The 24,984-nt window shown below is 55.9% G+C and carries 19 protein-coding genes and 1 pseudogene; 15 read left to right on the forward strand and 5 right to left on the reverse strand.

The features are described 5' to 3' along the window. Positions 1-9: 9 nt before the first annotated feature. The 14 genes from mraY (at position 10) to recN (ending at position 16,663) form a co-directional block, all read left to right on the forward strand. Positions 10-1,092 (forward strand): phospho-N-acetylmuramoyl-pentapeptide-transferase, encoded by a 1,083-nt coding sequence (gene mraY / locus ACFE33_RS06795; protein ID WP_380058354.1) that lies wholly within the window; start codon positions 10-12, stop codon positions 1,090-1,092. A 132-nt stretch (positions 1,093-1,224) separates the two neighbouring features. Further along, on the forward strand, positions 1,225-2,622 hold the full coding sequence (murD, locus tag ACFE33_RS06800) for a UDP-N-acetylmuramoyl-L-alanine--D-glutamate ligase (RefSeq protein ID WP_380058355.1): 1,398 nt from the start codon (positions 1,225-1,227) through the stop codon (positions 2,620-2,622). 134 nt (positions 2,623-2,756) lie between these two features. Further along, positions 2,757-3,941 (forward strand): putative lipid II flippase FtsW, encoded by a 1,185-nt coding sequence (gene ftsW / locus ACFE33_RS06805; RefSeq protein ID WP_380058356.1) that lies wholly within the window; start codon positions 2,757-2,759, stop codon positions 3,939-3,941. A gap of 5 nt (positions 3,942-3,946) precedes the next feature. Further along, entirely contained in the window at positions 3,947-5,059 is a 1,113-nt protein-coding gene (locus ACFE33_RS06810; RefSeq protein WP_380058357.1) for a glycosyltransferase, read from the forward strand. Further along, the gene (gene murC / locus ACFE33_RS06815; RefSeq protein ID WP_380058358.1) at positions 5,056-6,471 is read left to right on the forward strand and encodes a UDP-N-acetylmuramate--L-alanine ligase; all 1,416 of its coding nucleotides are present in this window, start codon (positions 5,056-5,058) and stop codon (positions 6,469-6,471) included. The genes ACFE33_RS06810 and murC overlap by 4 nt, the downstream gene beginning before the upstream one ends. Positions 6,472-6,485: 14 nt before the next feature. Continuing rightward, entirely contained in the window at positions 6,486-6,749 is a 264-nt protein-coding gene (locus ACFE33_RS06820) for a DUF2484 family protein (protein ID WP_380058359.1), read from the forward strand. 60 nt (positions 6,750-6,809) lie between these two features. Continuing rightward, a complete protein-coding gene (murB, locus tag ACFE33_RS06825) occupies positions 6,810-7,745 on the forward strand; it encodes a UDP-N-acetylmuramate dehydrogenase (protein WP_380058360.1) in 936 nt (311 codons plus the stop codon). A gap of 227 nt (positions 7,746-7,972) precedes the next feature. Continuing rightward, positions 7,973-8,887, forward strand: coding sequence for a D-alanine--D-alanine ligase (locus ACFE33_RS06830; protein WP_380058362.1), 915 nt, complete (start codon positions 7,973-7,975; stop codon positions 8,885-8,887). Further along, positions 8,875-9,795: a cell division protein FtsQ/DivIB gene (locus ACFE33_RS06835; protein ID WP_380058364.1), complete on the forward strand. Its 921-nt coding sequence runs from the start codon at positions 8,875-8,877 to the stop codon at positions 9,793-9,795. Before ACFE33_RS06830 ends, ACFE33_RS06835 begins: the two co-directional genes overlap by 13 nt. Beyond that, on the forward strand, positions 9,792-11,126 hold the full coding sequence (gene ftsA / locus ACFE33_RS06840) for a cell division protein FtsA (RefSeq protein ID WP_380058365.1): 1,335 nt from the start codon (positions 9,792-9,794) through the stop codon (positions 11,124-11,126). The genes ACFE33_RS06835 and ftsA overlap by 4 nt, the downstream gene beginning before the upstream one ends. A 179-nt stretch (positions 11,127-11,305) precedes the next feature. Beyond that, on the forward strand, positions 11,306-12,913 hold the full coding sequence (ftsZ, locus tag ACFE33_RS06845) for a cell division protein FtsZ (protein WP_380058366.1): 1,608 nt from the start codon (positions 11,306-11,308) through the stop codon (positions 12,911-12,913). A gap of 211 nt (positions 12,914-13,124) precedes the next feature. Beyond that, positions 13,125-14,045 (forward strand): UDP-3-O-acyl-N-acetylglucosamine deacetylase, encoded by a 921-nt coding sequence (gene lpxC / locus ACFE33_RS06850; RefSeq protein WP_380058368.1) that lies wholly within the window; start codon positions 13,125-13,127, stop codon positions 14,043-14,045. A gap of 103 nt (positions 14,046-14,148) precedes the next feature. After that, entirely contained in the window at positions 14,149-14,994 is an 846-nt protein-coding gene (locus tag ACFE33_RS06855) for an outer membrane protein assembly factor BamD (RefSeq protein ID WP_380058369.1), read from the forward strand. A 16-nt stretch (positions 14,995-15,010) separates the two neighbouring features. Then, complete coding sequence (gene recN / locus ACFE33_RS06860) at positions 15,011-16,663, forward strand: DNA repair protein RecN (RefSeq protein WP_380058370.1); 1,653 nt, start codon at positions 15,011-15,013, stop codon at positions 16,661-16,663. Here the strand turns inward: recN and ACFE33_RS06865 are convergent. After that, positions 16,660-18,030 carry an FAD-binding oxidoreductase gene (locus ACFE33_RS06865; protein WP_380058372.1) on the reverse strand — a complete coding sequence of 457 codons (1,371 nt, stop codon included), beginning with the start codon at positions 18,028-18,030 and terminating at the stop codon, positions 16,660-16,662. The genes recN and ACFE33_RS06865 overlap by 4 nt on opposite strands. Positions 18,031-18,129: 99 nt before the next feature. Between ACFE33_RS06865 and ACFE33_RS06870 the strand changes: the two genes are divergently transcribed. Further along, complete coding sequence (locus tag ACFE33_RS06870; protein ID WP_380058374.1) at positions 18,130-19,791, forward strand: chloride channel protein; 1,662 nt, start codon at positions 18,130-18,132, stop codon at positions 19,789-19,791. On the opposite strand, the gene ACFE33_RS06875 is transcribed toward ACFE33_RS06870, so the two are convergent. The 4 genes and pseudogenes from ACFE33_RS06875 to cobS form a co-directional block, all read right to left on the reverse strand. Next, the gene (locus ACFE33_RS06875; RefSeq protein WP_380058666.1) at positions 19,788-20,117 is read right to left on the reverse strand and encodes a DUF427 domain-containing protein; all 330 of its coding nucleotides are present in this window, start codon (positions 20,115-20,117) and stop codon (positions 19,788-19,790) included. The two genes, ACFE33_RS06870 and ACFE33_RS06875, sit on opposite strands and share 4 nt — an antisense overlap. Positions 20,118-20,141: 24 nt before the next feature. Continuing rightward, positions 20,142-21,935: pseudogene (locus ACFE33_RS06880) on the reverse strand (aminopeptidase P family protein); the annotation flags it as partial. Between the two features lie 23 nt (positions 21,936-21,958). Further along, the gene (cobT, locus tag ACFE33_RS06885) at positions 21,959-23,833 is read right to left on the reverse strand and encodes a cobaltochelatase subunit CobT (protein ID WP_380058376.1); all 1,875 of its coding nucleotides are present in this window, start codon (positions 23,831-23,833) and stop codon (positions 21,959-21,961) included. A gap of 63 nt (positions 23,834-23,896) precedes the next feature. After that, positions 23,897-24,868 (reverse strand): cobaltochelatase subunit CobS, encoded by a 972-nt coding sequence (gene cobS, locus ACFE33_RS06890; RefSeq protein WP_380058378.1) that lies wholly within the window; start codon positions 24,866-24,868, stop codon positions 23,897-23,899. Positions 24,869-24,984: the final 116 nt, after the last annotated feature.

A 24,984-nucleotide genomic window follows, 5' to 3' on the forward strand; every position in this document is an offset into this window, starting at 1 on the left:
GCGGACGTAGTGCTTTACTGGCTTACAAATTTTTCTGACGGCGGAGATATTTTCAACCTCTTCCGTTATATCTCGTTTCGTGCCGGTGGGGCATTTTTTACCGCGCTGATATTCGGTTTTATCTTCGGACAACCGCTCATCAATCTGCTGCGTGCCAAGCAAGGGCGGGGACAGCCAATTCGGGATGACGGACCAGAATCCCATATGTCCAAGGCTGGAACACCGACCATGGGGGGCTTGCTCATCTTGTCAGCGTTGGTGATCTCGACGCTTCTGTGGGCGCGGATTGATAATCCTTACGTGCTTATCGTGCTGTTTGTCACGCTTAGCTTTGGGTGCATCGGGTTCGCCGATGATTACGCAAAAGTCAGCAAAAACAACACCAAGGGTGTTTCTGGCAAAATCCGTATGGGGCTTGGCCTTTTGGTGGCGGCAATCGCAGGATATTGGGCCGCTGTTTACCATCCCGCCGAGCTTACCCACCAGCTTGCGATCCCTGTTTTCAAGGATGTGCTGCTTAATCTGGGCTATTTCTTTGTGCCATTCTCGATGGTCGTTATTGTTGGTTCCGCGAACTCCGTGAACTTGACGGACGGTCTGGACGGTCTGGCGATTATGCCTGTGATGATCGCCGCGGGGGCGTTGGGCGTGATTGCCTATGTTGTTGGGCGTACCGACTTTACCGAATATCTGGACGTGCATTACGTACCGGGAACGGGTGAGATATTCGTCTTTACTTCGGCATTGATTGGCGGTGGGCTCGGGTTCCTTTGGTATAATGCGCCGCCCGCTGCGGTGTTTATGGGGGATACCGGATCGCTGGCGCTTGGCGGCGCGTTGGGCGCGATTGCTGTTGTCACGAAACACGAGATCGTTTTGGCGATTGTTGGCGGGCTGTTCGTGGTCGAGGCCCTGTCGGTCATCATTCAGGTCCTGTATTTCAAACGCACAGGAAAGCGCGTCTTCTTGATGGCTCCAATCCATCACCACTATGAGAAAAAAGGGTGGGCGGAGCCGCAGATCGTGATCCGGTTCTGGATTATCTCGGTGGTGCTCGCGCTTGTTGGGCTTGCGACGCTGAAGCTGCGCTAGCAGAACTTAAATAAAGAGAATGGGCGTCCACAATCGGGGCGCCCTTTTTCGTGGGCGGCTCCTTCGCGGATTGCCAAAGCCGCGTTGAAAAGGCATGAAGATGCTCAAGTAGGATATCGCAGGAGCCAGAAAATGATCCCCGTTCTCGGATATGAAAATCGCAAAGTCGCCGTCTTGGGGCTTGGGCGTTCTGGTTTGGCGACCGCTCGTGCGTTGCGCGAAGGCAATGCGATCCCCGTGGTCTGGGATGATAACGCAGAGGCACGCGCCCGCGCAGAGGCAGAAGGGTTCACACCACAGGAACTCTCCAAGGATGCTGCGTGGGAAGATGTCGCGGTCCTTATTCTTTCGCCGGGAATTCCGCATTTGTATCCTTCGCCAAATAAATACGTTGCCAAAGCGTGGGAACTTGGCGTGCCAGTGGACAACGATATTTCGCTATTCTTTGGCAGTTTTGCCACGACGGAGTGGGACGAATTCGATACCACGCCGCGCATTGTCGCCGTAACGGGCAGTAACGGCAAATCGACGACAAGCGCGCTCATCCATCACGTGCTTACGCATGTGAAGCGTCCAACCCAGCTTGCGGGTAACATCGGCCGCGGTGTGCTTGATATTGAGCCGGCAATTGATGGCGAGGTCGTGGTTCTGGAGCTTTCCTCATATCAAACGGACCTTGCTCGCAACCTTACGCCGGATGTTGCGGTGTTCACGAACCTGTCGCCCGATCATCTTGACCGTCATGCGGGGCTGGGCGGATATTTCGCGGCCAAACGGCGACTGTTTTCAGAAGGCGGCCCTGATCGCGCTGTGATTGGCGTTGATGAGAACGAGGGGCGCTACTTGGCTAATCAGTTAGGGACAGGTTTGGCCGATGATCGCGTCATCCGCATCTCAACCGAAACCAAACTTGCCGGTAAGGGGTGGAACGTATTTGCGCGTAAAGGGTTCCTGTCTGAGTACCGCAAAGGGCGTCAGGCGGGCTCGATAGACCTTCGTAAGATTGAGGGGCTACCAGGCGCGCATAACCATCAGAATGCCTGCGCGGCTTACGCGGTGTGTCGCACCTTGGGTCTTGCCCCGCGTGTAATTGAGGCTGCGTTCCAGACTTTTGGCGGGCTTCCGCATCGTTCACAAATGATCGCGAACAAGAATGGCATTCGCTTTGTGAATGACAGTAAAGCGACGAATGTCGATAGCGCCGCTTGCGCTCTTGCCGCGTTCGATAATATTCGCTGGATCTGTGGTGGCCTTGAAAAAGAAGGCGGATTGGACGGTCTAAAGCCGCATTTCGGACGGGTAAAGAAAGCCTATGTGATTGGTCGGGATGCTGCGAAATTTGCGCTCGGGCTTGAGGGGGTTGAGCTGGAGATTTGCGAAACTATGAACGTCGCAGTCGCCCGCGCTGCCGCCGAAGCAGAGCAGGGCGATACCGTTCTTCTTGCGCCAGCGGCCGCTAGTTTTGACCAATACGACAGCTTTGAGACGCGCGGCGATGATTTCGTTGCTAATGTCGAGGCGCTTGGCTAGGCCGAGGCGCGCGAGCCTGATGCGCGAAACCATTGGTGCGGCTGGTCTTTTCTCTAGCTTTTTCGAATCATCATCGGTACTGTTTGAAACAGACCCGGAAAACGGGCGACTAGAGGCAGTATAGGCGGTATCCCATGACCGAGATGGTATATGGTTCACTCCCCCGAGCGGGCGGAGAACCAGTGATTCCACGTTGGTGGCGCACAATCGACAAGTGGACGACAGTCTGCATTTTCACGCTTTTTCTCATCGGGCTTTTGCTGGGCTTGGCGGCATCGCCGCCTTTGGCTGATCGAAATGGTCTTGAAGCTTTCCATTATGTACAGCGTCAGTCGTTCTTTGGCGTGCTGGCGCTGATCGTGATGCTGCTGATTTCGATGATGTCGCCCTTGATGGTTCGTCGTCTTGGGGTTTTGGGCTTTGCTTGTTCATTTGTTGCATTAGCGTTGCTGCCAATTCTGGGCACGGACTTCGGCAAAGGCGCAATGCGTTGGTATTCCCTTGGGTTCGCCTCTGTTCAGCCGAGCGAGTTTCTTAAGCCCGGATTTGTGATTGTCACCGCGTGGCTTATGGCCGCAGGACAAGAGATCAACGGACCTCCAGGTAAGCGGATTTCGTTTGTCCTGTTGATTGTTATCGTCGGGTTCTTGGCGTTTCAGCCGGACTTCGGACAGGCCGCTTTGGTGCTATTTGGTTGGGGCGTTATGTATTTCGTCGCAGGTGCGCCCTTTGTGCTCTTGCTCGGGATGGCGGGACTTGTGGTCGCCGGCGGCACATTTGCCTATAACAACTCAGAGCACTTCGCACGCCGTATTGATGGATTCCTGAACACCGAAATCGACCCAACGACGCAGATGGGCTATGCGACCAATGCGATCCGCGAAGGTGGCTTTTTTGGCGTTGGCGTGGGCGAGGGGCAAGTGAAATGGTCACTCCCTGATGCGCATACAGATTTCATTATCGCCGTTGCCGCCGAGGAATACGGCCTTGCGCTTGTGCTGTTTATCATCGCGCTTTTTGTTGTCGTTACCGTGCGTTCCCTGATGCGCCTCATGCGGGAGCGTGATCCGTTTACGCGTCTCGCGGGAACGGGGCTTGCGTGTATGTTTGGCATTCAGGCCTTTGTGAATATGGGCGTTGCTGTGCGTTTGCTTCCAGCCAAGGGGATGACGTTGCCTTTTGTGAGTTACGGGGGTAGTTCGCTAGTCGCTGGTGGAATCGCACTTGGTATGTTGCTTGCGCTTACGCGTAATCGGCCTCAGGGCGTCATTGGTGATCACTTTATCGGTCGTGGACGCGGCACATTGGGGACGGAATAGAATACATGACGGCACCACTTCTTATTATCGCCGCAGGAGGAACAGGGGGGCATATGTTCCCCGCACAGGCACTCGCCGAGGCAATGCTCGCCAAGGGGTGGTCTGTGAAACTTTCCACCGATGCGCGTGGTGCGCGATACACGGGTGGCTTCCCTCCAGAAGTTGAGATTGAAACGCTTTCAAGCGCGACCTTCGCGCGCGGTGGTTTGCTTGCCAAGGCGCTTGTGCCGTTTCGTATCTTTGGCGGCATCCTTGCCGCGATGTTCAAAATGCAGCGTGATAAGCCTGCGGTGGTGGTAGGCTTTGGCGGCTATCCGTCAATTCCGGCCGTTGCGGCGGCATGGATACTGCGTCGCCCACGCGCGCTTCATGAACAGAACGGCGTTCTAGGGCGTGTGAACAAACTATTTGCAAAACGTGTTGATGCCGTTGCGTGTGGCACATGGCCGACCCACCTTCCCGAAGGTGTTGAAGGCGAAGATATCGGCAACCCAGTGCGCGCCGCGGTTTTGGATCGGGCCGGGGCTGGATATATCGAGCCGGGCGATTACCCGATGTCGATCCTTGTGATGGGCGGAAGTCAGGGCGCGCGTATCCTTTCGGATGTGGTTCCTGAAGCGGTTGCCGCACTTCCAGATTCTCTGCGGCGGAACTTGCGCATCAATCAGCAGGCCCGCGAAGAGGACCTTGAGCGCGTAGCAGCTTTTTATGCCGAAGAAGGGATAAACGCTGACGTAAAGACATTCTTTAAGGATGTTCCGCGCCGCCTTAGCGAATGCCAACTTGTGATCGCCCGTTCAGGCGCCAGCACAGTCGCAGATACATCCGTTATCGGGCGCCCCGCGATTTTCGTTCCCTTCGCTGCGGCAACGGCAGATCATCAAACGGCCAACGCGCGTGGAATGGTCGATGCGGGGGCGGCGACCTTGATTCCAGAGGGCGAGTTCACCGTCGAAAACCTATCGCAATCCATCAGCGAAATAATGACCCAACCCGAGCATGCCAATGCGATGGCGCGCGCCGCGCTTGCTTGCGGCAAGCCAGACGCCACCGAGCGGCTCGTGGCGTTGGTCGAGCGCCTGAGCGCGCAAAAAGAGAAATCAGAGGTCCAGTCATGAACGCCAAAGCCACAAAACTCCCCATTGAAATGGGCGCGATTCACTTTGTTGGTATTGGTGGAATTGGCATGTCGGGCATCGCCGAGGTTCTTCTTAGCCACGGATATACCGTGCAGGGGAGTGACCTAAAGTCGACCAAGATCACCCAACGGCTTGAGGGGTTGGGTGCTAAAATTTTCATCGGTCAAAAAGCTGAGAACCTTGAAAATGCCGAGGTTGTCGTGATCTCCAGCGCAATCAAACGAGGAAACCCAGAGCTTGATGCCGCACGCCTGAACGGGCTACCCGTTGTGCGGCGCGCTGAAATGTTGGCTGAGTTGATGCGCCTTAAGTCCAACATTGCGGTTGCGGGCACGCACGGCAAAACTACGACCACAACTATGGTCGCGACACTCTTGGATGCGGGCGGCATTGATCCAACTGTGATCAACGGCGGCATCATTCACGCTTATGGCTCGAACGCGCGAATGGGTTCTGGCGAATGGATGGTCGTCGAAGCGGACGAGAGCGACGGAACCTTTAACCGCTTGCCTGCGACCATCGCGATTGTGACGAACATTGACCCCGAGCATATGGAGCATTGGGGTGATTTCGACACGCTGCGCCAAGGCTTCCTTGATTTTGTTTCAAACATTCCATTCTACGGCATTGCGGTGTGCTGTACCGATCATCCAGAGGTGCAATCGCTGGTTGGAAAAATCACTGACCGCCGCATTGTGACATTCGGCTTTAACTCTCAGGCCGATGTTCGCGCCACAAACCTGACCTACAAGGCGGGTGTGGCGCATTTCGATATTGCGCTGCAATCCGAGGGGCTTGTGATTGAAGGGTGCTCCCTCCCGATGCCCGGAGATCATAACGTTTCCAATGCCTTGTCCGGTGTCGCGGTTGCGCGCCACTTGGGCGTTTCGCTTTCGGATATCAAATCTGCGCTTGAGAATTTCGGTGGCGTAAACCGTCGCTTTACGCGGGTTGGTGAAGTGGATGGCGTGACCATCATTGATGACTATGGACATCACCCTGTTGAAATCGCCGCCGTTTTGCGAGCAGCTCGTCAGGCGACATCGCATACTGACGGCGCGCGCGTTATCGCCGTGCATCAGCCACACCGCTATAGCCGCCTTCACAGCCTGTTCGAAGATTTCTGCGGATGCTTCAATGATGCCGATGTCGTTGGAATCTCTGAAGTCTTTTCCGCAGGCGAGGACGTAATCGAGGGGGCAACACGTGACGATTTAGTCGCGGGCCTTATCCGCCACGGCCACCGCCATGCGCGTGCAGTCAACAGCGAAGAAGACCTCGTGCGGCTCGTGAAGGAACAAGCACGGTCTGGCGACATCGTGGTGTGTCTGGGGGCGGGTACCATTTCGGCTTGGGCGAATAACCTGCCAAAGTTGCTCGCTGAGGAATAGATAAGGGGTCAAGAGTGGAGTTGCCTGCGAACCTTTCGATTCTTCTGGCGTTGCTCTGGCTCATTGTGGCTAATGTAATCGCGTTTTTTCCGAGCAAGAAGAAGCACTGGCCTGCCGCCTATGCACTCATGACGGTTGGCTTTCCGCTTGCAATCTATGTATTTTATGAGGAGGGCGTCTGGATGGGGCTGTTCTTCCTCGCGGCTGCGGCTTCTATATTGCGCTGGCCTTTGATTTTCCTGCTTCGAAAGCTCGGGGTGCTGAAATCGAAGTCATAGCACTGGAAACCACGCGCGTTGCCGTTATAAATACGCATATCCTAACAGGCGATGAACACGATGCTCAACTCCAAAACTCTCCCGCAGGTGCGGGGCACTCTGACATTTGACAAAGACCTATCGTCACTGACGTGGTTGCGCGTGGGCGGTCCTGCGGACGTTGTGTTTCAGCCCGCTGATGTTGAAGATTTGCAAGAGTTTCTGCGGGGGTTGCCTGCGGATATTGCCGTATTTCCGATGGGAGTCGGAAGTAACCTGATCGTTCGGGATGGCGGCATACGTGGTGTCGTGATCCGGCTAGGGCGCGGGTTCAATGGCATCGAAATCGAAGGAGAACAAGCAACCGTTGGGGCCGCAGCGCTGGATGCACATGTTGCGCGGCGCGCGGCGGCGGCGGGTGTTGATCTGACATTTCTGCGCACCATTCCAGGCGCGATCGGAGGTGCCGTAACGATGAACGCGGGGTGTTACGGCCAGTACGTCGCGGATGTTTTTCACTCTGCGCGCGTGGTTCTGCGGGATGGTACGCTAAAAACGCTTTCTGCGGCGGATCTGGCTTTTGGCTATCGGAGCTCTTCGATGCCAGAGGGGGCCGTATTGGTGGATGCGGTTTTGAGAGGCGTTGCTGGTGATCCTCAAGAGCTTGAAAACCGAATGACAGAGCAGCTCAAAAAGCGCGACGAAACCCAGCCGACCAAGGACCGTACCGCCGGAAGTACATTCCGAAATCCCGCAGGCTTTAGCTCTACTGGGAAGGCCGATGACGTGCATGATCTCAAGGCGTGGAAGGTTATTGATGACGCAGGGATGCGCGGCGCGCGGCGCGGCGGGGCCGTTATGAACGAGATGCACAGCAATTTCTTGACCAATGCCGGAGGCGCCACAGCGGCCGACTTGGAAGGTTTGGGCGAAGAAGTGCGAAAAAAGGTTTTCAAAAACAGCTCAATAGAGTTAGAGTGGGAAATTAAGCGCATCGGCGAACCGGCCCCAGCTTAAGATCAGATATTATAATGGGATTTCTGGAAGTCCGGTAGGTCAGAAGCGCAACAAAAATAAGCGGCAGACCGCGTAGATTTGGCACAGGTAAGCTGAACTGCGCATCACAAAAATAATAAGCTCTCTGATTTTAGGCAATTTGTCTGAAGTCCTGAGAAGAGTCAGATGCCCCGTTTTGGGGCGCACCAAGGCCCACAAAGAGGGGTCGCAAACGATAAGAGGCGGGCATGTCGAGCAGGGCATCCCAAAAAGTGGCAGTATTGCTGGGAGGACCATCCGCAGAGCGCGAGGTTTCTCTCTCCAGCGGGCGTGAATGCGCGACTGCACTTCGGGGCGAAGGCTATGATGTAGTTGAGGTGGACGCAGGTCCAGACCTCGCGGCGCGGCTTGTCGAGATTTCCCCAGACGTTGTTTTTAATGCTCTCCACGGTCGTTGGGGTGAGGACGGTTGCGTTCAGGGGATGCTCGAATGGCTCGCAATCCCGTACACGCATTCTGGTGTGCTTGCATCGGCCCTTGCGATGGATAAGGAACGGTCCAAGGATGCGTTTCGCGCGGCTGGCTTGCCCGTCTGCGAAAGTGGGCTGTTCGCAAAATCGGACGTAATGGCACGCCACGTAATGGCGCCGCCCTATGTCGTGAAGCCAAATAACGAAGGCTCGTCCGTTGGGGTTTACCTAGTCGCGGAGGGGACGAATACACCGCCGCAGATATCTGATGAGATGCCGGATTTGCTTATGGTTGAGGCCTTCGCGCCTGGACGTGAGCTTACGACCACGGTTGTTGGGGACCGTGCACTGAACGTGACCGATATCCTGACCGACGGTTGGTACGATTATGACGCCAAGTATGTGCCCGGAGGCTCTCGTCATGTGGTCCCTGCTGATCTTCCGCCCGAGATCACCGCAGCGTGTCTGGACTATGCCTGCCGGGCACATAAGGCGTTGGGGTGCCGTGGGATCTCGCGCACCGATTTTCGCTGGGACGAAGCGCGCGGGCTTGATGGTTTGATCCTGCTTGAGACCAATACTCAGCCCGGAATGACGCCAACCTCTCTTACGCCCGAGCAAGCGCTCGCGAGCGGGATGAGCTTTGGTGCGCTTTGCCGCTGGATGGTGGAGGATGCATCATGTCAAAGGTAGTCTCCGCGCGTCCCGTTGCGGGCCTTTCTCAGCGTCACACCTCACAAGCTAAGCGCGATCCGGCCCCGAGCCGTGTTGCCTATCGTGTGCATAGGCTTTGGCTAACACCAACCTTCCGCAAGATTGTGCGATATGGGGTGCCGATCCTATTGGTTAGTTTCCTTACAGGTGGAATTCTGGCCAGCGCGGATCGTCGTCAGGCGATTATTGATGTTGCCGCAGAAGTGCGCCGCGACCTTGAGGAGCATCCCGTTTTTGCCATTCACATGATGGCGATTGATGGCGCTTCGACCGATCTATCCGAAGATATCCGAGAGGTTGTGCCTCTTGATTTCCCGATCAGTTCATTTGATCTCGACCTTAAGCAAATACACTCCATGATTTCTGAGCTTGATGCTGTGGCTTCTGTTGATGTGCAATTGCGCGTTGGTGGCGTTCTTCAGGTCACCGTTCAAGAGCGCTTGCCCGTTGTCGTTTGGCGTGGGACTCGCGCGGTTGAGTTGCTTGATGCTGAGGGGCACCGCGTGATCAAAGTGCCCGCGCGCGCGTCACGTCCCGATCTTCCGCTGGTGACGGGGCTTGGCGCTGATCGCGCTATTCCCGAAGCGCTGGATTTGTTTGCATCGACAGGCCCGATCAAGGGGCGCGTGCGTGGCCTTGTGCGCGTGGGTGAGCGGCGCTGGGATTTGGTTCTAAACAACGATCAACGCATCCTGCTCCCCGAAGAAAAGCCGCGCGAAGCCTTGCATCGTGTCATTGCGCTTAACTCGGTTCGCGACCTGCTGGCGCGCGACATCGAAGTTGTGGATATGCGTCTGAACGACCGTCCAACTTTGCGTCTTCGTAACACCCCCGAAAATTCGACCGACGATCCGTCTGTTATTGAAAGTGGAGTCCAACAACCATGACCGATCTGTACCAAAGCCAACGTTCAATGCGTAACATGCGAGAAGCCGCGATGCAGCGTGGCGTTGTCGCGGTTTTGGATGTTGGGACGTCGAAGGTCTCTTGTTTGATCCTTCGGTTTGATGGTCCAGAGAAGCTCCATGACGGTGATGGAGTTGGCTCTATGGCGGGGCAGAGCAGCTTTCGGGTGATTGGCGTCGCCACTACACGTTCTCGCGGTGTTCGGTTTGGTGAAATCGTTGCAATGCCCGAAACCGAGAGTGCCATTCGCACAGTGGTTCAGTCCGCACAAAAGATGGCGAAGGTGCGAGTTGATCATGCGATCGCCTGTTTCTCTGGCGCACGCCCTCGTTCTTACGGGCTTGCGGGCGGCATTGATATTCAGGATCGCACCGTAAGCGAACAGGACGTCGCGCGCGTTCTGTCGGCCTGTGATGTCCCTGATTTTGGGCATGGTCGCGAGGTGTTGCATGCACAGCCGGTGAATTTTGCCGTGGATCATCGAACAGGGCTTGGTGATCCGCGCGGTCAGATCGGCAACCGTTTGGCCGCCGATATGCATGTGCTGACCGTCGAGGCCGACGTTATCCAGAACCTTATTTACTGTATCAAGCGTTGCGATCTTGAGTTGGCTGGCCTTGCGTCCAGTGCTTATGTCTCGGGTATTTCGGCGCTGGTCGAGGATGAACAAGAGTTGGGGGCCGCCTGTATTGATCTTGGGGGCGGGTCCACCGGCATCTCGATCTTCATCAAAAAGCATATGATCTATTCGGACGCAGTGCGTCTTGGCGGGGATCAGATTACGGGCGATATCTCGAAGGGCTTGCAGGTGAATACGGCGACGGCCGAACGGATCAAGACGCTACATGGTGGCGTTGTCGCGACGGGCATGGACGACCGCGAGAAAATCAACATCGGAAGTGACAGCGGCGATTGGGAGAAAGACCAGCGCACCGTCAGTCGCGCCGAACTCATCGGCATCATGCGACCACGCGTCGAAGAGATCCTAGAAGAGGCGCGAGCACGTCTGGAGGCCGCAGGTTTCGATCATCTGCCGAGCCAGCAGATCGTATTGACGGGTGGAGGAAGCCAGATTCCGGGCCTTGATGGGCTTGCGGCGCGTATCCTTGGTCAGAGAGTGCGGATAGGGCGGCCACTGCGCGTTCAGGGGCTCCCGCAGCGTGCGACAGGGGCGGATTTCGCATCTGCTGTCGGGCTGTGTTTGTTTGCGGCACATCCGCAAGATGAATGGTGGGATTTTGACATTCCGAACGAGCGCTATCCCGCTCGATCCGTTAAGAGAGCCGTAAAATGGTTCAAAGACAACTGGTGAGCGCAAAATCTGGTGGTTTCGGCAAGATGCCGCCACTCGGCCAGTTATAGAATGCCATATTTTGTATGGAAAATGCGTTTTTTTCGTGACGTTTCATGTTTGTCTCGATAGAATCGTAACAAATCAGGCAAGTTTGTCGCTCCGGGACGAGCGGCACGGTATTACAGGCGGACCAGTCGATGACATTAAATTTGAGCATGAATGAGCAAGACGATCTGAAGCCTCGGATCACCGTATTCGGTGTTGGCGGGGCTGGCGGCAACGCTGTAAACAACATGATCGAAAAGGAACTCGACGGCGTAGAATTCGTTGTCGCGAACACCGACGCGCAAGCGCTTCAGCAAAACCGTTCACAAGCCCGCATTCAGATGGGCGTGAAGGTTACTGAAGGTCTGGGCGCCGGGGCGCGCCCATCTGTTGGGTCCGCCGCTGCCGAAGAAAGCATTGAGCAAATCGTTGACCATCTCGCGGGCGCGCACATGTGCTTTATTACCGCGGGTATGGGTGGCGGCACCGGAACGGGTGCTGCGCCAATCATCGCGCAAGCCGCGCGTGAGCTTGGTGTTCTAACCGTTGGTGTTGTGACCAAGCCGTTCCAATTCGAAGGTGCCAAGCGTATGCGTCAGGCCGAGGAAGGCGTAGAAGCCCTCCAGAAGGTTGTCGATACACTGATCATCATTCCGAACCAGAACCTGTTCCGCTTGGCGAACGAGAAAACCACATTCACAGAGGCCTTCAGCCTTGCGGATGACGTTCTTTATCAAGGCGTGAAGGGTGTAACTGATCTGATGGTGCGTCCTGGTATTATCAACCTCGACTTTGCTGATGTTCGCTCCGTAATGGACGAAATGGGCAAGGCGATGATGGGTACCGGCGAGGCAACTGGCGAAGATCGCGCGATCCAAGCTGCCGAGAAGGCGATTGCCAACCCGCTTCTGGACGAGATCAGCCTACGTGGCGCACGCGGCGTTCTGATCAACGTGACAGGTGGTTACGACCTCACCTTGTTCGAACTCGACGAGGCGGCGAACCGCATTCGCGAAGAAGTTGATCAAGAAGCAAACATCATTGTTGGTTCCACAATGGACACAGCAATGGAAGGTGCTATGCGCGTATCGGTTGTTGCAACGGGCATCGACGCTCGTGAGAGCACAGGCGAAGAGCCCGTAGCGCGTCGTAGTTTGGCAGAGCCGCTGAAGCCAACAACTCCTGCAGAACCAGAAGTTGCAAAAACTCCAGCGCCAGAAACTGCGCCAGAGCCACCACTCTTTGCACAGCCAAGCCCAGACCCGGAACCAGAGCCAGAGCCTCAAAAAACTCCGAGTTTCTTTGCTGATCCCGCGAAGGATGAAGTGCTGGCTCCCGCGTACCAACCTCAGCCGCGCGCAGAGCAGCTAGAGCCGCAATTCGCAGAAGAGCCTACACCGTTTGAGCAAGAGCCAGCAGAGTTCGTTGCGCCAAAACCACGCGCCGCTGGGACACCTTCTCCAGAAGCTCTGGAGCGCCTGCGCACAGCAGCCGCTAAGGTTCCATCGACAACTTTTGGCAAAGCAAAAGAGGCTCCGACACACGCTGCGCAGCCCCAAGCAGAGCCAGAGAAGCCACGCTTTGGTATCAACACTTTGATCAACCGTATGACGGGGCACGGCGCCGAAGAAGCACCACGCGCAGCTGCTGTTCGTCAGCAGCCTCAAATGCAAGCTCCCGTAGTTCAAGAGGAGCAAGAAGCCGATCCAGAACAAGAGCGGATCGACATTCCAGCATTTTTGCGTCGGCAAGCGAACTAAAAGGTTACAGTTTTGTAACAATTGGGCCGCCCTTCTGGGTGGCCCTTTTTCGTTTGGAAGCAATAGGTTGAGTGCGTTTTGGCGAAAAGCCGCTTAGGGTAATTTTTCATGTTTCAGTAAGTTACAAAGATTGAATTGTACATATCTGCCCCTGCGCATATCTGTCTGGTGTCGGAATATCTGCCGTTCCGAAGCTGTGTTGGAGTTTCCATTGCAAACGACCCTAAATAAACCAATTACCTTTGACGGAGTGGGACTCCATTCTGGAGAACCTGTGCGCATGGTTGTGAAACCCGCGCCTGCAGATAGTGGTATCTGGTTTGTTCGGAGCGATTTGGAAGGCGATAACCGCGTTCACGCCCAATTTGATACAACAAGCCAAGCCAAGCTTTGCACACGTATCGAGAATGCCGCTGGTGTGAGTGTTTCGACAATCGAACATATCATGGCGGCGCTTGCTGGCTGTGGTGTTCAGAACGCTCTGATTGATCTGAATGGTCCTGAAGTTCCTGTTCTTGACGGTAGTTCTGCGGAGTATGTTACCGCGATTTTGACTGCTGGCCGCAAATCCTTGGATGTCCCGATCCGAGCATTGCGCATCCTCAAGCCTGTTGAAGTGTCTGAGGGCGAGGCCATTGCGCGTCTAGAGCCTGCGGAAACACTCTATATTGATTTTCATATCCGCTTTAAGGACGCAGCAATTGGTCAGCAGGACAAGACATTGAGCATGGCAAACGGTGCATTCGTGCGCGAGCTTTGTGATAGCCGCACGTTCTGTCGTCAGGCTGACGTCGATGCTATGCATGCTGCTGGCCTTGCTTTGGGCGGCACGATTAACAATGCAGTTGTGATTGACGGCGACGATGTTTTGACCCCAGGCGGGTTGCGTCACCATGACGAGGCTGTGCGCCACAAAATGCTCGATGCGTTGGGCGATCTGGCGCTTGCTGGTGGTCCGATTTTGGGACGCTACACAGGTATTCGTGCGGGACACGCTCTCACCAACAAGCTCTTGCGCGCTGTTTTTGCTGATAAATCTGCGTGGGAATGGGTGGATTGCAGTGCAACCGTCGCTTCGCGTTTGCCGGGTGCGGGTCTGCGTGTGTCGGATATTCCCGCTCTCGTACAGTAAATCGAACAGTTTTCATGCAAAGACGTTTTGCCTTGGATTTTTCTGTGCTAGAACGACCAGAGGTTTGGGAATTCCCAGTTAATAGATTCTGAGGTAGCGTTGAATGAAGCGCACAGCGGCTTGGCCAATACGATTGTCTCTTCTTACGGGTCTCACGGTTCTGATGGCCTGTGGCGGAAGTAGCGATCCCAAGGATAGCGTGCCGCTTGAGAATTTCGGCCCAGAAGAAATCTATAACCGCGCGGAATACGACCTCGAAGCAGGTGAAGAAGAAGAAGCTGCGCGCCTGTTTGGCGAAGTAGAGCGGCTTTATCCTTATTCTGAGTGGGCCAAACGTGCCCTGATCATGCAGGCCTTTGCCTATCATCGTGATGGCGATTACGAAAACAGCCGCATTTCCGCGCAGCGGTACATTGATTTCTACCCAGCCGAAGAGGATGTGGCCTATGCGCAATTCCTTCTCGCGCTGTCGTATTACGATCAGATTGATGAGGTTGGCCGTGATCAAGGTCTAACTTATCAGGCTCTCCAACAATTGCGTCTGGTGATTGAGCGTCATCCCGATAGTGAATATGCGCGCTCCGCCATTTTGCTGTTCGATTTGGCATTTGACCACTTGGCGGCTAAAGAAATGGAAATCGGGCGCTACTATCTGAAGCGCGGGCATTACTCGGCGGCGATTAATCGTTTCCGCGTTGTGATCGAAGACTTCCAAACAACCAGCCACACACCTGAGGCGCTTCATCGTCTTGTCGAGAGCTACCTGTCACTCGGCTTCACGCAAGAGGCGCGTACGGCTGCGGCGATCCTTGGATATAACTTCCGCTCGACGGGTTGGTACGAAGATAGTTACGCCTTGCTCACCGGGCAGGGGCTTGAACCTGGGTTGTTTGAAGACAACTGGATGGGCAAGTTCTATCGCCAGACCATTCGCGGCGAATGGCTCTGATCTTGAGAGACACAGCATGCTCCGCGGCTTAGAAATTCGCGATATGCTCATTATTGATCGGCTGGAACTTGAATTTCAGCCGGGCTTGAATGTGCTGACCGGTGAAACGGGCGCAGGGAAGTCTATTCTCTTGGACTCTCTTGGTTTTGTACTTGGATGGCGTGGACGCGCCGAACTGGTGCGGGCGGGCGCCGCGCAGGGCGAAGTTACTGCAAGCTTTGATTTGCCCCCGAGCCATGCAGCGTGGGACGTACTTCGCGAAGCAGGTTTTTCCGCAGAGGACGGAGAGCTGATCCTGCGGCGCGTTAATACTGCCGAAGGGCGCAAGACAGCTTGGATTAATGATCGCCGTTGTTCGGGCGAGGTCTTGCGCGCACTTTCCGAGACATTGGTAGAGTTGCACGGCCAGCACGATGACCGTGGACTGCTGAACCCTCGCGGACACCGCCAAATTCTGGATGACTATGCGTTCTTGGGAGGGGATGTCGCCGCGGTTCGTGACCATTGGCGGCAGTTTGCAGAAGCCAAAAAGACCCTTGCCGCAGCGCAAGCGCAACTTGATGAAATCCGCCAAGAAGAAGAGTTCTTGCGCCATGCCGTCGAAGAGCTTGATCGCCTCGCTCCAGAAGCCGGAGAAGAAATCACCCTCGATACCAAGCGGCGTCAATTGCAAGCTGCGGAACGGGTTCTAGGTGATATTTCCAAGGCATCAGAGGCGCTCGGCGGGCAGGGGGCCGAAGGCCAAATCTCTAATGCTCTCAATTGGCTAGAAGACTCTGCACAGGAAATAGAAGGGCAGCTGGACAGCGCTATTTCGGCTCTTGGTCGTGCAATGGCGGAGTTGTCAGACGCCCTTCAATCCGTTGATGCCAGCGCAGATCAATTGCGGTTTAATCCGCTTGAACTAGAAGAAACAGAGGAACGGCTCTTCGCAATTCGTGGACTGGCGCGCAAATACGATGTGCTTCCCGATGAGCTAGCGGCCCACGCAGAAGTGCTGCGGGCGCGGCTGGAAACATTGGATCAGAGCGTTGGGAACATGGCCGGCCTGAAACGCGCGGTAAGCGATGCAGAGGCCGCATATGATGGCGCTGCGCAAGCGCTCTCCGAGAAGCGCGCAGCGGCGGCAAGGCGCCTCGATGCGGCAATGGCAAAAGAGCTTGCGCCCCTCAAGATGGAGCGCGCAGTTTTCGCGACAGAGTTATCCCACTGCGAGCCAGGACCCGAAGGGCAGGACGAGGCAGTGTTCACCGTTGCGACCAATCCCGGAGCGCCCGCTGGTCCATTGAACAAGATCGCATCGGGCGGCGAGCTCTCGCGCTTCCTGCTCGCGCTGAAGGTCTGTCTGACGTCAGAGACGCGCGGAACAACGATGATATTTGACGAGATTGATCGTGGTGTCGGTGGCGCGACGGCCGATGCCGTTGGGCGGCGTTTGGCTGAACTTGCGCGCCACGGGCAAATTCTCGTGGTGACGCATTCGCCGCAGGTCGCAGCCCTTGGCGGCCATCATTGGCGCGTTCAGAAGGACGTCGAAGGAGGTATGACTCTCTCCACGGTCGTTCCTCTGGAACCGCCAGAGCGTATTGATGAGGTCGCTCGGATGCTCTCGGGTGATCGGATCACCGACGAGGCGCGGGCGGCGGCCAAGGCGCTCTTGGTTGGTTAGGGGACGAGTTTCCCAGGATTCAGGATGCCGTTCGGATCAAGCGCGCGCTTGATCTCTCCCATAACATCCCATGCGTTTTGGCCGTGCTCCTCTGGCATTAAATCGCGTTTGCCCGCTCCGATACCATGCTCACCAGTAATGGTGCCATTCAACCGAAGAGCGCGCCTGGCCATGGAATTGGCAAGCCGTTTGGCCTCGGCTATTTCCTCGGCATTGCCACGATCAACCAACAGTAGCGCATGGAAGTTGCCGTCGCCCACATGCCCAAGGATTGGACCCTGAAGCATAGATGCGTCAATTTCTGCGCGGGTTTCGCGAACGGCTTGGGCAAGGTTCGCGATGGGTACGCATATATCCGTGACCACTGCTGTCGCCCCTTTGCGTAATCCCAAGCACGCATAGTATGCATTGTGCCGCATCCGCCAAAGCGCGGTGCCCTCTTGGCGATTGTCGGACCACTCAAAGCCGCTTCCACCCATGTCATCAATAAGCTCACCAAAGCGCTGTGCGTCCTCCTTGACGGCGCGTTCCGAGCCATGAAACTCTACGAGTAGATGCGGCGTTTCTGGTAAATCCATACCGCCATAAGAGTTGAACGCAGCGGCCGTTGCGGCGTCGATGAACTCAATCCGCGCCATTGGGATGCCATACTGAATGGTCGCGATCACGGTTTCAACCGCGGCATCCATCGTGTCGAAGCCGCAGGACGCGGTCGATACGGCCTCTGGCTGACCATGTAGGCGCAGCGTCAGGGAGGTGATAATGCCAAGCGTTCCCTCGCTCCCCAAGAATAGCGCGGTCAGATCGTACCCAGAGGATGATTTGCGAACTGGTCCACCCGTCTTGATGATGCGCCCGTCTGCCATCACCACAGTTAACCCCAGAACATTATCGCGCATCGTCCCATAGCGCACACTGGTTGTCCCGCTTGCCCGTGTGGCCGCCATGCCGCCAATAGATGCGTTCGCACCCGGATCAACAGGGAAAAACAGTCCAGTGGCACGTAGTTGTTGGTTCAATGACTCGCGCGTGATCCCCGGCCCGACGGTCACCGCGAAGGAATCCTCCATCAGATCGGTCATCTCGTTCATGCGGATCATATCAAGGCAAACTCCGCCTTCCAACGCTAGCGCATGGCCCTCAAGCGAGGTGCCTGCACCCCAAGCAACAACAGGACAGTTCTCTGAATTACAGATCTTTAGGATTTCGGAAACTTCTTCTGTGCTAGAAGGATAAGCAACAGCGTCAGGAGGCGTTAGTGGGAAATATGCTTCGCTTTGCCCGTGGTTTTCGCGATCAGACTTGGAAAGAGAGAGCCTATCGCCTAACAGTACTGAGAGTTTGCTCAATGCAGAATTGATCGTCATTTACGGGCCTTTCGTATCGCGTACTATAGCCTAGGCGATGCGGCTCTTGTAGGGAAGCCCGTGAACCAAGTGTAATACAAGAGGACAGGCCGACGGCATATGTCGCAGCAGATTAAGACGCATATTCGGCAGGTTTCGCAGGGGGTTGCCCATGCGATGCGACAAATTCGTCAATACGGCCCCTCGCAGATTCAGTTCTGGTTTATTGCCCTGCTTATCGGGATCGCTGCGGGCGCGACGGCGCTTTACTTTCGCAAAGGTATCTCGGCGCTACAGGACCTTCTTTACCGATCACACGATGCAAACGGTTTTGTCGAGCACGTAAGCACTTTGCCTTGGTACTGGGTCGTTGGCCTTCCAATTGTCGGGGGGCTTGTTGTCGGGGTGATCCTTCACCGCTACACGCCCGATGGCCGCGTTCGTTCGGTTGCGGATGTAATTGAAGGTGCCGCGCTTCACAATGGCCGTGTCGAAACTCGTGAGGGGCTGGCAAGCGGGTTGTCATCGCTGATTACTCTCTCCTCGGGCGGATCTTCGGGACGTGAAGGGCCGGTCGTACACCTTGCGGCAGTTATTTCAACGTGGGTTTCCAATCGGATACATGCCGATGGCATCACTGCGCGCGATCTTCTTGGATGTGCGGTTGCGGGTGCTGTTTCCGCAAGTTTTAACGCGCCGATCGCTGGGGCACTCTTTGCGCTTGAGGTGGTCTTGCGACATTTCGCGGTCCACGCGTTCGCGCCGATCGTAATCGCAGCCGTAGCCGGAACTGTCGTGAGCCGATTGGAGTTCGGCAATGTCACCGAATTTACATTGCTGCGCGAAGGGGAGCTTGCGTTTTACATCGAGCTGCCCGCCTTCTTGCTGCTCGGCATCGTCTGTGGAATCGTGGCCGTTGTCCTCATGAAGTCAATATTCTGGGCAGATGGGGTCGGAACCGTTGTTCAGGAACATCTTCGCTTTCCGCGTTGGCTGCGTCCTGCGTTTGCGGGCGCAATGCTGGGCGTCATAGCGCTTTGGTTTCCGAGCATTATCGGCGTTGGATACGAGACGACATCTGCTGCGTTGACAGGACAGCTTCTGTTTGAGCAGGCAGTCATCTTTGCCATAATCAAGACAATCGCTGTGGCGATTACCATGGCCGGACGCATGGGGGGCGGGGTGTTTTCGCCTGCGGTAATGATCGGTGCGCTGACTGGCCTTGCGTTCGGAATCGTTGCAACGGGGGTTTTCCCCAACGTGAGTGGATCCGAGACGCTTTATGCGCTGGCGGGTATGGGCGCGGTCGGAGCGGCCGTTTTGGGGGCCCCGATTTCAACGACGCTGATTGTTTTTGAGCTTACTGGTGACTGGCAAACGGGACTTGCCGTTATGGTGGCGGTTTCAATGTCGACTGCCATCGCGAGCCGTCTTGTCGACAAGAGTTTCTTTCTGACGTTACTTGAATTGCGCGGTGTGCACCTTGCTTCTGGTGGTGGGGAGCATCTTCTCTCGATGATCGGTGTTCAAACCATCGTGCGCCAGATGGATGCACCACGCGGCGCAGACCGTGCGGAATGTGCGCGTCTTGTACAAGATGGCCTCTCGGTGCGATCGGACGCGACGCTTGAAACGGTCATGCCGCTCTTTGAGGCCAATGACGTGGAGTATCTGCCCGTGCGAGACGCAGAGGGTAAGATCATCGGCGCCGTTTTTCATGTGGATGCACTACTTTCCTACAACGATTCACTCACCAAAAATGCAGCAGAAGAGCACTCCTAGAGCTGCTCTACCGCCACGTTTTCACCAGAGAATGCGAGATAGCCAGCGATCTTCTTGACGCCGTCAAACGGTGCTTCGTAGCTCCAGACTGCGTTCTCGATGATCGTGCTCTTGGTTTGTATAGACAAATAGGTCGCGCGCCCTTTGTGCGGGCAGATCGACGTATGATCCGATGGTTCAAGCATCGCCATGGCGATATCTTTGCGCGGAAAATACACCACAGGGGGATGATCCCCTTCGGTCAGCACGAGCGCATCATGGCTCTCTCCCAACACGGCGCCGCCTGCTCGAACAACCCACTCTCCATTGGCGGGTTTAATCGTAATTTTGGGGGCGCGGAGCCCACGATAAAGGGGCGCACAAGCGTGTTGAAGCCAGACGCGCGTAGGCTCTTTCACACGATCCTTCAGGCGCATGTAGGTGGCGTGGTGATAGTCGTCGATCCAATCGAGTTCGTCCTTGGTCAGACGGTCAACTACAATCAGCCGCCGATCAAATGGAGTGAATGTCAAAGAGCGAAAGTTCAGGAACGAGCGTTCAGGATCGCTTGTCGGCAGGTCCGGCGCTTGCTGAACCACAATCAGATTCTCCAACCGAATCCCAAAGTGACCTTCGCGATAATAGCCAGGCTCGTTTGAAAGTAACATCCCTTCGTAGAGGGGTGTCGTTCCGGTCTTGGCGAGGCGCTGCGGTCCCTCATGAACCGAAAGATAGCTGCCGACACCATGACCTGTTCCGTGATTGAAGTCCTGACCCGCGGCCCATAGCGCCATGCGGGCAAGCGGATCGAGATCGCTACCTGTGGTGCCCTTGGGAAAGCGCACTTGGCTAATCGCAATCACGCCTTTGATGACGCGCGTGTAGCAATCTTTCTCTTCATCGCCGACGTCCCCGACAGCGATCGTGCGCGTGATATCTGTGGTGCCGTCCTGATATTGGCCACCGCTGTCGACCAACAGCAACTCACCTGATTTCACGGGGCGATTGGTCTCGTTGGTTACGCGATAATGCATGATCGCGCCGTTCGGTCCTGCCCCTGCGATGGTCTCAAAGCTGATCTCGCGCAGGGCGTTGCTTTCGCTTCGCAAGGCCTCAAGCTTTGTTGCGACGTCGATCTCCGTAAGCTTTCCTTTCGGCGCTTCGCTATCTAGCCACGCAAGGAACTCGGCCATCGCGACCCCATCACGCAGATGCGCCGATTCGGCGCCTTGTATCTCAACAGGGTTTTTGCACGCTTTAGCAAGCGCACAGGGATCATCCGCTTGGACGGCATTTTCCAGAATTTCCTTGAGCTCGTAGGGCGCGGTTGACGGATCATATTGCGCGGTGCCGCTTAATGTCGCCAGCGATTGGGCGAGTGTAGCTTCCTCTTGCACACGAATATCGGGGCCAAGGTGCTCGGCAAGGTCCGCGAACTTTTGCGGATTAGCAAAAACATCGACTTCTCCGCTTTGATGGAGCACGCACATGCCCTGTACAATCGGGTTCCGCGCAATATCTGCGCCCCGAATGTTCAGCAACCAGCAGAGGCTATCAGGTTGGGTTATGACCAGATGCGAAACGCCGTCTTCTGCCATATCGCGGGCAAGGCGCTGGCGTTTGTCGCAGCTGGTTTCTCCTGAAAATTCAATCGGGTGCGCGATTGCTGGCGCCGTCGGAGCTTGAGGGCGATCTTGCCAAATCTGATCGATCAAGTTTGATGCACATGGGGCAACTGTGATGTCTGAGCCTTGCAGGCTCTTGGTCAATGCGTCGATCTGTTGGACCGTGTGCAGCCAAGGATCAAATCCGATCTTGCTTCCTGCAGATGCGTTCTTTGACAGCCAGTCAGAAAGCGAAATGTCGGGCCACGGGACGGGCGAAAAATGTTTGAGATCGACCTGCGATTTTACCTGCGTACGATAGCGCCCATCGATAAACACACCCGCGCGATCAAGCAGGGCAGCACAAAAGCCCGCCGAACCCGTGAACCCCGTCAGCCATGACAGCCGCGCATCGCAATCAGCGACGTATTCGCCCTGAAAACGGTCAGCACGGGGCACCAAGAAACCACTAAGCCCCTCGGCTCGAATACGATCACGCAGCTTTGCGAGGCGTTCGGGGCCATGTTCGGGGTGTGATGTGTTTTCGAAATTCTGAAACATTTTGTTCCCCATATCTATCGCCTTCAGGCGCTGTTCTTGATCCCCATCACGCGGGCACGAGCGCGCGGATCGTTATCAAAGAGCGCGGCGAGTTGTTCTGTCATCGCACCAGCCAATTGCTCGACATCGGTGATGGTAACCGCGCGGTCATAGTAGCGCGTTACGTCGTGGCCGATACCGATGGCCAACAACTCAACGAACTTGCGCTTCTCGACCATTGCGATCACATCGCGCAGGTGCTTTTCGAGGTAATTCGGTGGGTTCACCGAAAGCGTGCTATCATCCACTGGCGCGCCATCGCTGATTACCATCAGGATTTTACGTGCTTCGGGACGGGCGAGCATCCGGCGATGCGCCCATTCAAGGGCCTCGCCGTCGATGTTTTCCTTTAGCAGCCCTTCTTTCATCATAAGACCAAGGTTCGGACGCGTGCGCCGCCAAGGGGCATCGCCGGACTTGTAGATAATATGGCGCAGATCGTTGAGCCGCCCCGGTTGCTGAGGACGCCCCGCGGCAAGCCAGTCTTCGCGGGCTTGGCCGCCTTTCCATGCGCGTGTGGTAAACCCGAGGATTTCGACCTTGACCTGACAACGCTCGAGTGTACGCGCTAGAACATCAGCACAGATCGCCGCAATCGAGATCGGACGCCCCCGCATAGAGCCGGAGTTGTCGATCAATAGGGTAACGCATGTGTCGCGGAATTCGGTGTCCTGCTCTACCTTAAACGATAATGGCGTTGTCGGGTTCGCGATAACGCGCGCAAGTCGGCCAGCATCAAGGATGCCTTCTTCCTGATCGAAATCCCAGCTTCGGTTCTGTTGGGCCTGAAGGCGGCGCTGTAACTTATTAGCGAGGCGTGAAACGGCCCCCTTGAGCGGGTCAAGCTGCTGGTCGAGATAGGCGCGGAGGCGCTCAAGCTCGGCGGGCTCAGCGAGGTCTTCGGCGTAGATTTCCTCGTCGTTCTCGGTCGAGAAAACGAGATACTCAGGATCGGCATCCGAATGCGCGGGGGGCGGAGGCGGATCCATCGGCGCGTCGCCGTCTGGCATTTCGGCTTCTTCGCCTTCTTCCTGCTCGGCCATCTCGTCCGAAGAAACCTGAGCCTGACTCTGGTCTTGGCTGTCTTCTTGGCTTTGTTCTGGGGCGGCTTCGGGATCGTCTTCCTGATCGTCATCGCCGGTTGAATCCGGATCTTCTGCTTCATCGTTTTCGGGTTCTGCTTCTTCGCTGGACTCGTCGTCTTCGCCGTCGGGGTCGTCCCCAAGCTCTTCGCCATAGCCTAGATCATCAATGATTTGCCTTGCGAATTTCGCAAAACCAGCTTGGTCTGCGAGGATGTCATTGAGGTTTTCAAGCGTACCGCCTGCCTGCGCCTCAATAAACGGGCGCCACAGTTCCATCACGTTTTCCGCCCCCGCTGGGAGCTTGCGACCCGTTGCAAGATGACGGATCAAGTACCCTGCGGCCTCGGCAAGAGGGGCCTCGGATTGCGATGTGATGCTATCAAACCCGCGCCGAATGGCGTCTGTTTCGATTTTGGCGTCGATGTTGCTTAGGGTGCCGGGCATGTCGCGACCGCCCACGGCTTCGCAACGGGCGTTTTCCATGGCGACATAGAGGTCACGTGCCATTTGCCCTTGTGGGAGATAGCGGTTGTGGGTCGCGTCATTGTGGTACTTGTGGCGTAACGCGAGAGCATCCGCCGTGCCACGGGCGAGCAGAACTTCTTCACGCGTCATTCGACGAGAAACTTGCGGCAAGCGTACAGAGTCGACCGTCTTGCCCGCCGGATCGACTGTAAATGTCACCGAAAGTTCTGGGTCGTCCGCCATTACGCGCGTTGCATCGGCAAGCGCCTTCTTGAACGGATCGGCTGGGTTGTCGGACTTTTTATTCATTCGTATCGTCCCAACGGAGGGCAGGTAGTATCCGAGCGCCGACATGACATCGGCGCCATTTTCTTAGCCAAGGCTCATGCTTGCGGCGCTCTCTGGAAGCTCCTCGTCAAAGCAGCGCTGATAGAACTCGGCAACTGTTTGGCGCTCAAGTTCGTCGCATTTGTTAAGGAACGAGAGGCGGAACGCGTAGCCCACATTGCGGAAAATCTGGGCGTTTTGCGCCCATGCAATGACGGTCCGTGGGGACATAACCGTCGAGAGTTCACCGTTCATGAATGCTGTGCGTGTAAGATCGGCAACCGTCACCATCTGGCTGATTTTCTTGCGCCCTGCGTCCGTATTATAGACAGGGTTCTTGCCGATCACGATCGCGGTTTCTGCGTCGTGGCTTAGATAGTTGAGCGTGGAAACAAGGCTCCAACGGTCCATCTGGCCTTGGTTGATCTGCTGTGTCCCGTGATAAAGACCAGTCGTATCGCCCAGACCCACTGTATTCGCAGTCGCGAAAATGCGGAAATATGGGTGCGGTGTGATCACTTTGTTTTGGTCGAGCAAAGTCAGCTTGCCGTCTGTTTCCAGTACACGCTGGATGACGAACATAACGTCCGCGCGGCCCGCATCATATTCGTCAAACACAATCGCGGTATTCGTCCGCAGCGCCCAAGGGAGGATGCCTTCTTGAAACTCGGTGATCTGTTTGCCGTCTTTGAGCTTAATCGCGTCTTTACCGATCAGGTCGATCCGCGAAATGTGGCTGTCGAGGTTTACGCGAACAGATGGCCATTTCAGGCGCGCAGCAACCTGTTCGATGTGGGTGGATTTACCAGTGCCGTGATACCCTTGGATCATCACGCGACGGTTGTACGCAAAGCCCGCAAGGATCGCGAGGGTCGTGTCAGGGTCAAATTTATAGGTGCTGTCGATATCAGGCACACGGTCAGATGCGTCCGCAAACCCCTTAACAACCATATCGCTGTCGATGCCAAAAACTTCGCGTACCGAAATCTCTTCGGTCGGTTTGACAAGATCATTCATTGTGCCAAATGCCTTCTAACTGTCGGTTTTGGGTCGCAGTTGGGCGGTTTGCCATATCTTTGCGACCCGTTAGCCCGTTGATGCCTTTTCACGTCCGGATACGCAAGGGCCGCGCG

The sequence above is a fragment of the Falsihalocynthiibacter sp. SS001 genome (genome assembly GCF_042445055.1).
GTDB lineage: Bacteria > Pseudomonadota > Alphaproteobacteria > Rhodobacterales > Rhodobacteraceae > Falsihalocynthiibacter.